Origin of the sequence: Calothrix rhizosoleniae SC01, from assembly GCF_900185595.1 — a bacterium.
GTDB lineage: Bacteria > Cyanobacteriota > Cyanobacteriia > Cyanobacteriales > Nostocaceae > Calothrix_A > Calothrix_A rhizosoleniae.
Genome location: NZ_FYBH01000273.1, coordinates 1 through 10,496 on the forward strand (window position 1 = coordinate 1; position 10,496 = coordinate 10,496).

Sequence of the window (10,496 nt, forward strand, 5' to 3'; positions counted from 1 at the left end):
TTAATTCTTGCCTACAATCCCCCAGCCACAATTTTAGGGATTGCCAGGGAAGCATTTACCGGATTAGCAATTCTTTTTCCCACAGTAATTGCCACTCTATACGATAAAAAAGTTAATCCGACCAGTTGTATTATCTCAATTTTGGTGGGAGAAGTAGCATTAATTGGCTTTCAATTGGGTGTAATTCCTCAATTTTTGACCTTTGGTTTTTTACCAGTAGTACCGATAATAGCCCTCTCCTCTTTGATTATCGTATTCGGCAAGGTTATACCCCGTTCAGTTTAATCTTTGACCGAAAAAGAAAAGGATACAAGCCCCTACATTCATGTATGGGTTTTCTCCCCTGCTCCCCACTCCCTACTCCCTACTCCCTACTCCCCACTCCCTACCCTCACCAAAAGACTTTTACAGCTAACGCTGCGCTCCGCGAACAGCAAGCTCTATCTATATAGCCACAATTCTCAGTGTAAAAAAAAGTTATTTATCTTTGCATTTAACCCCAAGCAGTAATAGTACATAAATGTTAGGATTGCCACAGAGAGAGAATAGCGTGCATAGAAGGAAAAAGAACTGAATGGGAGAATTTGAAAAGTCAATATCCTTTGACGGACGGGATATTCGACTGAAGGTTGGTCTACTAGCTCCCCAGGCGGGTGGATCAGTGTTGATAGAATCTGGGGATACCAGAGTTTTAGTGTCGGCGACACGATCTTCTGCCAGAGCAGGCGTTGATTTTCTACCCCTCACTGTAGATTACGAAGAAAGATTATATGCAGCCGGAAGGATTCCCGGTGGTATAATGAGAAGGGAAGGTCGTCCGCCAGAGAGAGTAACTCTTACTAGCCGCTTAATTGATCGCCCACTACGTCCGTTATTCCCATCGTGGTTGCGTGACGATTTACAAGTTGTGGCATATACTTTGTCAATGGATGAACTAGTGCCACCAGATGTATTGGCGGTAACAGGAGCTTCCATTGCCACCCTAATTGCTCAAATACCTTTTGATGGTCCCATGGCAGCAGTAAGGGTGGGATTAGTCGGAGATGATTTTATTATCAACCCCACCTATGCAGAAACTGAAGCTGGGGATTTAGATTTAGTTGTAGCTGGTACCTCCCATGGTGTGATCATGGTCGAAGCCAGTGCCAACCAACTCCCAGAAAGGGATATTATTGAAGCGATTGAATTTGGCTATGAAGCTGTGCAAGACTTAATCCAGGCACAGTTGGAATTAATTGATGAACTGGGTTTAAAACTTGTCCAGGAAGAGCCTCCTGAAGAAGTAGATACATCTTTGGAAAACTTCATCAGTGAACGTGCAACTGATGAAATTAAGAAAATCCTGTCACAATTCGACTTGGATAAGAAGACGCGAGATGCAGCTTTAGATGCGGTGAAAGAAACAATTTCCACTGCTATTTCTGAACTACCAGAAACAGATCCCATCCAAATTGCGGCAACTGAAAATAGCAAAGCTCTAGGTAATACTTTTAAAAGTATTACAAAAAAGCTAATGCGCCGCCAAATTGTGGAAGATAACATTCGTGTTGATGGTCGTAAATTAGACGAAGTACGTCCTGTCTCCTGTCAAGTTGGTTTATTGCCAAAACGGGTGCATGGGACTGGCTTGTTTAACCGGGGACTAACCCAAGTATTATCTGCTGTAACCTTGGGAACTCCTGGAGATGCCCAAAACTTGCCTGATGACTTACAAGCAGAACAGGCAAAGCGTTATATGCACCATTATAATTTCCCACCGTTTTCCGTGGGAGAAACCAAACCATTACGTGCTCCTGGACGTAGAGAAATTGGTCATGGAGCATTGGCGGAAAGATCAATAGTGCCGGTGCTACCCACAAAAGAAGAGTTCCCCTATGTCATTCGCGTAGTATCAGAAGTCTTATCTTCTAATGGTTCTACTTCTATGGGTTCAGTGTGTGGTTCCACTTTATCTTTAATGGATGCAGGTGTTCCCATTTCTAAACCTGTCAGTGGTGCAGCGATGGGGTTGATTAAAGAGGGAGATGAAATTCGTGTCCTGACTGATATTCAGGGTATAGAAGACTTTTTAGGCGATATGGACTTTAAAGTTGCGGGTACGGATTCGGGGATTACAGCCTTACAAATGGATATGAAAATCTCTGGTTTATCCCTAGAAACCGTTGCTCAAGCTGTTCATCAAGCCAAAGATGCCCGCTTGCACATTCTGGAAAAGATGCTGGAAGCTATTGATCAGCCTCGCAGTGAAATGTCTTCTTATGCTCCCAGGTTGTTAACCATCAAAATTGATCCAGATATGATTGGTTTAGTGATTGGTCCTGGTGGTAAAACAATTAAGGGGATTACGGAAGAAACTGGTGCCAAAATTGATATTGAGGATGATGGCACAGTTACTATCTCCGCCATGGATGAAGGTAGAGCCAGAAAAGCTCGTAACATAGTTCAAGGTATGACACGCAAGCTGAATGAAGGAGATGTTTATGTTGGGCGTGTTACCCGAATTATACCCATTGGTGCTTTTGTGGAATTTCTACCTGGGAAAGAAGGTATGATCCATATTTCTCAATTAGCTGACTATCGTGTAGGTAAGGTTGAGGATGAAGTTGCTGTTGGTGATGAAGTGATTATCAAGGTGCGTGAGATTGATGGTAAGGGCAGAATTAATCTGACTCGCTTGGGTATTCATCCAGATCAAGCCGCAGCCGCCAGGGAAGCCGCTGTTAATCGCTAATAGGTTCCCAAAAATTTGAGATGCCTAGCGATCGCTAGGCAACTTACCTACACTGTACCGTAAGTTCAGTGTGGGTCTTTTTGGGACGTGTTACCCTGCAAAAATATGAGCAGCTATCCGACCAGAATTATCTAGGACAAAATCAATCGGCTTATATCCTGTTAAGCTGAGCATATTTTGAAATACCTCAATCGGGTACTTAAAAGAACTAAAAGTATGAAATTTTTGCCCTTCTTCAATCTCAATTGTGTGTCCATGAAGCTCAAATTGTTGTGACTTGGTTGCGGTTAAAACATGTTTCAGCTCATGAGTTTCAGGCTCCCATTCCGGCTTGTACCGAAATGGCTCTGGTTCCATCCCCTCCCCAATCACATCACGATAAAGACGATACATGATGTTCTTTATAAAAACAGCCACTCTTGAGTTGTCATAGGCTTTCATCAAAGAAATTTCATCTTGATTAGCATCATGAACTACAAGCAAATAATGTTTTTTGCCTACTAGTTTCTTGATATAAGATATAAAAACTGGTACTTCATCTCTTTTGAGATTGGCAATGGTACTGCCTTTGAAAAAAACTACTGGTTTGCCAAATTCTGGTAAATCTTTTAGTTGGGTAAAGTCTGCCTGAATGCCATCAATAAAAATTGATGGGAATGCGGAATGAATAACCTCAATCACTTTATCCAAAAAAGATTGGGAAATGTCAATTCCTAAGTAACCGCTTAAGTCAGGACAAGTTTTGAGCAAAGGTAAGGTTTTCAAACGGACACTTTGTTCACTACCAGGACCTAATTCGATGAAAGTTGCATTAGAGCCTATCAGGGAAGTTAGAAGATGTCCCTTAGTCTGGAATAGTTCCGCCTCGTACTTGTAAAGGTAGTAATCCTGTTCCCATTCAAGCACTTTATTGTAGAGTATCCCACCTCGAACTGGATCACTGTCATCTTGAGGAGCACCATATACGTAAGGCCACAGATTACCATTAATTTTGCCTAGGAAAAATTCTTGAGTATCTTTCTGAAGTTTATTAATAACTTTCTTGTCTTCAGTTGTATTTTTCACAAATTCTCTCTTAGTAATCGGTAGTTGCTTATAATCTCAGTTAATGTAGTATCTTTCGTGATTCAACTCAACCTCCACTCTTTTGGCCGTTATAATATTCAGAAATTTGGTGAGGATGTTTTTTTGGAAAAACTAATAATAGACAGGTTTTTCACCCCCAAAGTTACAAGTTTGAAGAAAAACCGAAAAATATAAATTTAGTTTGAGTTATATGTATAAAAGTTAAGCGATCGCTATTGCTGTGTGGCTGCCATTCACAATTAAACTAAACCAACCTAATCCTAGATAAAAATTTCCCATCTTAAATCTCAGGATTAACCGAAAAGTAAAAGGATACAAGCCCCTAAATTTCTTGTTAGACATGGAATCAATCCAAAATCCAAAATTGTTTGACCCAACCAAGGCAATGGCTCTAAAATCTAAACAATGAAGTCTTTACCCACCCATAAAACGGCAAGGCTGGTAACTCTACAACAGTATCAAGCTCTGGATATCCAGACAAAAACTGCACTTAAACATCTTGTGGAGCTAACAGGTGTTATTTGTGAGACTCCCATAGCCGCAATCAATTTTATCGATGGAAATCGTCAGTATTTCTCAGTTAAGGTAGGTTGGGAAATTACTGAATTACCTATGAATGTGGGCATGTGTCCTGCTTGCATTCAACAGGAGGATATTTTTATTGTTGCCGATACTTTAGCAGATGCCCAGTGGGCAGATAATCCCTTAGTCATAGAACCACCCCATATACGACTTTATGCTGGGGTTCCTTTAACTCTACCCACAAAAGAAGTAATTGGAACTTTATCTGTGATGGATTTCCAGCCTCGACAATTAAACTCTACACAAACTCAAGCATTACAAGTGTTGGGTCAACAAATAATTACCCAACTCCAGTTACAACAAGCTCAGCACAAAAATCAAACCGTAGAATTAAAGCTCAAACAAGCCTTCTCCGCTGCACTCATGGGTAGTTGGGAATTGAATCTACTCACCCAGAAAATGACTTGGTTTGATGGCTTAGAACGTCTTTTTGATCTAGAGCCAGGAAGCTTTGATGGCAACTACCACACCTTTATTAACTTTATACATCCAGAGGACAGGGAAAAGGTATTAGATGCCATTTCTGATGCTATTGAGCAGCAAGATGATTCCTACCTAGATTTAGAATTTCGCTTTGTTTTACTCAATCGCCACATCCGTTGGTCGGCAACAAAAGGTAAGATAATTTACAATGAGAATCATCAACCTGTAGGAATTACTGCATTAGATTGGGATATTACCAATTGCAAAAAAGTGGAACTAGCATTACGTTCTAGCGAGCAGAGGTATGCTTCTTTAGCCCAAGCTGCACCAGTAGGGATCTTCCGTATTAATGCCCAAGGTAACTGTTTATATGTAAATGAGAGATGGTGTGAGATTGCTGGACTATCTTATAACCAAGCATTAGGAGAAGGTTGGGTTCGTTCAATTCATCCTGATGACAGGGAGAATGTATTCAGAACATGGTATGAATCAGCACAACGACAGATACCATTTCAATTAGAATATCGATTTCAGCGTCCTGATGGCAAGATCACTTGGGTATTTGGTCAAGCTGTAGCAGAAAGAATAAATACTAAAGAATTGGGAAGTTATATAAGTACAATCACTGATATTAGTGAACAAAAACAAGCAGAATTAGAGCTGAGACAACAAAATCAGCGATCGCAATTATTAGCAGAAATTGCTCAGAAGATTCGTCAATCTTTACATACAGAAGAGATACTGCGTACGGCGGTTGCAGAAGTCAAGAATCTATTGCAAGTTGACAGGGTAATTATATTTAAGTTACTGCCTGATGGTTCTGGGAAAATTGTCAAAGAAGCTGTGGTAGCCAATTGTATGCCAATTTTAGGTAGACAAATGATTGACCACTGCTTTCGCCAAGACTACCAAGAAGCTTATCGTTTGGGACGAATTAGTACCATTGATGATTTAGCCACTGCAAACATCCAAGGCTGCCATCGAGAATTCTTAGAAAAAATGGATGTTCGAGCACATATAGTAGTACCAATTTTGTGTTTAGACAAGCTTTGGGGGTTAATGGTTGCCCATCAGTGTATTAGTTCCCGGCAGTGGAATAATGAAGAAATAGACCTATTGCAACAACTAGCCAACCAAATTGGTATAGCTCTATCCCAGGCAGAATTATTAGAGCAAGAAACCAAACAAAGGGAAGAATTAGCTCGTTCTAATGCTGATTTGGAAAGATTTGCTTATGTTGCTTCCCATGATTTACAAGAACCATTACGTATGGTTACTAGTTATTTACAATTATTAGAAAGAAAATACAAAGGTCAACTCGATAGCAAAGCCGACCAATTTATCGGCTACGCTGTAGATGGGGCAAGGCGGATGCAAACTTTGATTAATGACTTATTGAGTTATTCCCGTGTCAGCACCCGCGCTCAACCTTTTGAGACAGTTGACTGTGAACATATTTTATCCCTAGCGATCGCTAATCTAAAAATCGCCATAGAAGAAAGTGATGCAATTATTACCCATGATGCACCTCTCCCGGAAGTCATGGGTGATAAAACCCTCATAGCCCAGTTGTTGCAAAATCTCCTTGGGAATGCAATTAAATTTCGAGGAGAGCAAACTCCCAAGATACATATTGGCTTGGCGAAGTTAGGAGAGAAGGAGGGAAGGAGGGAAGGAGTGATGGAGGGAAGGAGTGATGGAGGGATGGAGGGAAGGAGTGATGGAGTGATGGAGGGAAGGAGTGATGGAAGTTTAAATATGACTTCTTTACCGCCCACAAGTTACAAATTATCAAGCCATGAACCTGAATGGCTATTTTGGGTCAAGGATAATGGTATTGGTATAGAACCACAATACCGCGATCGCATTTTTGTCATTTTTCAACGTCTGCATACCAGAGATAAATATTCTGGGACAGGAATTGGTTTGGCAATTTGCAAGAAAATTGTAGAACGTCATGGTGGACGTATTTGGGTAGAATCAGAGCTAGGGCAAGGTACCACTTTCTTTTTTACCATTCCCAATCACACTGAACACACCCTCTTAAATAATTCATAATTTGTATTAGCTTAGTTGTTAAAGGCGAAAATAGTTTGGGAAAGGTCAGAATCAAGAGTCCAAATCCCCTCCTCCTAATTTTAAAAAGGTTGTGGGGTTTAGGGTATAGGATAAAGAACCCTCTTTCATCCTTGATGGGGAAAAAATTTTTTTCATCTCTACGAGAAGCCGCGTGTAGTGCATCTACGGGACTGTCTTCTTCACTGTTCACTGTTCACTGTTAATTGTTAACTGATTATGTCTCTCGAGGTCTTGTTGATAGAAGATAATCCTGGCGATGTAGAATTAACTCAAATTGCCCTAGACGATAGCAAAATCTCAGTTAACTTAAGCGTTGTTGAGGATGGCGTGGAAGCTATGGCATTCTTGTATAAAGAGGCAAAATATGCTAAGATGCCAACTCCAGATATAATATTACTTGATTTAAATTTACCCAAAAAAGACGGGCGCGAAGTACTCGCAGAAATAAAAGCTGATAATCTTCTTAGAAGAATTCCAGTGGTGGTATTAACCACTTCCCAAGCAGAGGAAGATGTTCTTAAGGCATATAATCTGTCAGCTAATTGTTATATTACTAAGCCTGTTGACTTCGATCAGTTCGTTAAAATCGTCCAATCAATAGAAAATTTCTGGTTCACAATTGTCAAACTGCCGCCGGAGTGAATTGCATGGCAGAAACACCTATTCAGGTTCTGTTGATTGAAGACAACCCTGGTGATGTACTTTTGCTACAGGAGTTATTGGGGGAAGTTCCTTCAGTACAGTGTCAGCTAACCTCTGTGGAACGGCTAGATAAAGCCCTACAAATTTTAAAACAAGAAAGTTTTGATGTCATTCTAGTAGACCTAACTCTACCAGATAGTAATGGTTTAGAAACTTTTGTCACCTTACACAACCAGGTACCGGCAATCCCCATAATTGTCCAAACAGGTTTAAATGATGAAACTTTGGCAATGGGAGCCATGCAACAAGGAGCCCAGGATTATTTAGTCAAAGGGCAGGTAAGTGGAGACTTGCTGGTACGTTGTATGCGCTATGCAATGGAAAGACAAAGGGCTGAGGAAGCTCTCAGACAAAGTGAGGAAAGATTTCGTTCTCTCAGTGCTTCCGCTCCTATTGGCATTTACCAAACCGATGCAGATGGTATTTGTATATACACCAATGAATTGTGGCAAGAAATTTCTGGTTTAACCTTGGAAGAAAGTCTTGGCAGAGCTTGGGTAAAATGTATTCATCCCGAAGACCAAGAAATGGTGACAAATATATGGAATCAATTTATTCATGGTGGCGGTGAATTTTCCCTAGAGTTTCGTTTTTTAACCTCCCAAGGAGATGTACGTTGGGTATTTGGGCGAGCAACAGCCATGAAATCCCAGGGAGGTAAAATTATCGGCTATGTTGGTGTGAATGAGGATATTACCCAACGCAAGCAAGCACAAGAGAAAATCCGCGAACAAGCTGCATTATTAGATGTGACCACAGATGCAATTTTTGTGCGCAATTTAGAGAATAGAATCCTATTTTGGAATAAAGGGGCAGAAAATATTTACGGTTGGCAAGAATCAGAAGTATATGGCAAGAATACTAGTGAATTGTTTTATCAAGAAACACCCCCAGAAGTAGAATCCGCACTATTAGCCACAATGAGTAGGGGGAAATGGCAAGGTGAGTTAAGTAAGTTGAATCAAAGTGGTAAGGAAATTTTAGTAGAAAGTCGTTGGACTTTGGTTTGTGATGAAAAGGGTAAACCTAAATCCATCCTCACAGTTGACACTGATATTACTGAAAAAAAGCAATTGGAATCTCAATTTTTCCGCACCCAACGTCTGGAAAGTATTGGGACTTTAGCTAGTGGTATTGCCCACGATTTGAATAATATTCTCACACCAATTTTAGCTGCATCCCAACTGTTACCCATGAAGTTTCCCGATGCGGATGAACAGAGTCAGCATTTATTTGAAATCCTGGAAGATAGTACCAAACGAGCAACGGATTTGGTTAAACAAGTACTGTCATTTGCTAGGGGGGTGCAAGGTAAGCGCATTCATTTACAAATGAGGCACTTAGCCAAAGAATTAACCAAAATTCTCAAAGAAACATTCCCCAAATCCATTGAAGTTTCCTTGGATATTCCTAACAATTTGTGGATGGTTTCTGGAGATAGCACCCAACTACATCAAGTATTAATGAATCTCTGTGTTAATGCTAGGGATGCCATGCCAGAAGGTGGTAAATTGAGGATTGCGGCGGAAAATATATTCATAGATGAAAACTATGCCCGCATGAACCTAGAAGCGAAAGTTGGCCCTTATATTGCGATCGCTGTTTCTGATAGTGGTGCAGGTATTTCTGCTGATGTTTTAGAACGTATTTTTGAACCATTTTTTACAACGAAGGAAGTAGGTAAAGGCACTGGTTTAGGACTGGCTACTGTCCTCGGTATTGTTAAAAGTCACGGTGGTTTTTTGAATGTACACAGCGAAGAAGGGCAAGGAACTTGTTTTAAAGTTTACTTACCTGCTGTGGAAGGAATAGAAACTCAAGAAGAAGAAGATTTACAACCTACAAGTGGTAATGGACAATTAATTCTGGTAGTGGATGATGAAAGCTCAATCACTGAAATTACTCGAGCATCCTTAGAAGGATACAACTATCAAACCATGATAGCCAACGATGGTATTGAAGCGATCGCAATTTTTGCTCAACATAAGGATAAAATCCACCTGGTTTTAATGGATATGATGATGCCTTCTTTAGATGGGTTAACTGCTATTCGGACAATGAAAAAAATTAGCCCAGAAGTAAAAATTATTGCTAGTAGTGGGTTAATGTCGAGCAATAAAATGAATGAAGCCAAAGCTGCTGGAATCAAAGCATTTTTACCTAAGCCCTATACTGTGAAAGAATTATTACATACCATACAACAGGTGATTGAATAATAAGTAATCAGTAATATTTGATAGAGGAATTGACAATCTTCTCCCCTGCTCCCTACTCCCTACTCCCTACTCCCTACTCCCTGCTCCCTACTCCCTGCTCCCTACTCCCTGCTCCCTGCTCCCTGCTCCCTGCCTCTTCTAGTTACTAAATACACAATTACTACAGTTATAAGTATGGGTCTTTAACTTACTCAAATTTATCCAAGTAGACTCAGTAATTATACCATCAACACTTAAATGAGATTGTACTTGAAATGTCCGTACCGCTTCTACAGTCTGAATCCCAAATATGCCATCAACTACACCTGTATAATAGTCGTAGCTGCTGAGTAATTCTTGTACTGTTGCAACTAGTTTATCGCTACAACTAAAACTCAGACGGGGGAGACTGGCTGCTCCATGATATAAATAAGCCCAAGTCTTTTGTCCAACAATTCCATCTATCTTTAAAAAGGCTAAACATTGGAGATACTTAACTGCGTTTAAAGTATCTTCTCCAAAAAAGCCTGTGACGGGGATATATAAAGGAAACTTTGACATTGTATCTAGTCGCCCTAATTGTTTATTTAAAGCAGCTTGCATTTCTTTGACAATGTGAATTTTGGCACCAAACTGTAGTGTTGGTTGCTGGTAAAGAGATTTTATTTCGGTATTCATAAGTATATTTATCTCTTGAG

Annotated in this window: 7 protein-coding genes and 1 pseudogene; 5 read left to right on the top strand and 3 right to left on the bottom strand. The window is 40.3% G+C overall.

Features of this window, described 5'->3' with window-relative positions; all coding sequences use genetic code 11:
• Positions 1 to 285, top strand: a pseudogene (locus tag CALSC_RS26560) (sodium:solute symporter family protein); the annotation flags it as partial.
• Positions 286 to 574: 289 nt separating this feature from the next.
• Complete coding sequence (locus tag CALSC_RS16400) at positions 575 to 2,731, top strand: polyribonucleotide nucleotidyltransferase (protein WP_088242384.1); 2,157 nt, start codon at positions 575 to 577, stop codon at positions 2,729 to 2,731.
• Between the two features lie 90 nt (positions 2,732 to 2,821).
• On the opposite strand, the gene CALSC_RS16405 is transcribed toward CALSC_RS16400, so the two are convergent.
• Both CALSC_RS16405 and CALSC_RS26565 read right to left on the bottom strand, forming a co-directional pair.
• Complete coding sequence (locus CALSC_RS16405; protein WP_088242385.1) at positions 2,822 to 3,796, bottom strand: L-histidine N(alpha)-methyltransferase; 975 nt, start codon at positions 3,794 to 3,796, stop codon at positions 2,822 to 2,824.
• Between the two features lie 222 nt (positions 3,797 to 4,018).
• On the bottom strand, positions 4,019 to 4,159 hold the full coding sequence (locus CALSC_RS26565) for a hypothetical protein (RefSeq protein WP_159460636.1): 141 nt from the start codon (positions 4,157 to 4,159) through the stop codon (positions 4,019 to 4,021).
• 63 nt (positions 4,160 to 4,222) lie between these two features.
• Here CALSC_RS26565 and CALSC_RS16410 point away from each other — a divergent pair, with 63 nt between their 5' ends.
• The 3 genes from CALSC_RS16410 to CALSC_RS16420 all read left to right on the top strand — a co-directional run bounded on the left by CALSC_RS16410 (position 4,223) and on the right by CALSC_RS16420 (position 9,819).
• A complete protein-coding gene (locus CALSC_RS16410; protein WP_088242386.1) occupies positions 4,223 to 6,880 on the top strand; it encodes a GAF domain-containing protein in 2,658 nt (885 codons plus the stop codon).
• A 237-nt stretch (positions 6,881 to 7,117) separates the two neighbouring features.
• Positions 7,118 to 7,543, top strand: coding sequence for a response regulator (locus CALSC_RS16415; RefSeq protein WP_088242387.1), 426 nt, complete (start codon positions 7,118 to 7,120; stop codon positions 7,541 to 7,543).
• A gap of 5 nt (positions 7,544 to 7,548) precedes the next feature.
• Positions 7,549 to 9,819 carry a hybrid sensor histidine kinase/response regulator gene (locus CALSC_RS16420; RefSeq protein WP_088242388.1) on the top strand — a complete coding sequence of 757 codons (2,271 nt, stop codon included), beginning with the start codon at positions 7,549 to 7,551 and terminating at the stop codon, positions 9,817 to 9,819.
• Between the two features lie 138 nt (positions 9,820 to 9,957).
• On the opposite strand, the gene CALSC_RS16425 is transcribed toward CALSC_RS16420, so the two are convergent.
• Positions 9,958 to 10,496, bottom strand: a 539-nt coding sequence (locus tag CALSC_RS16425) for a peptidoglycan-binding domain-containing protein (protein WP_235006815.1), incomplete at its 5' end; no start/stop codon positions are given.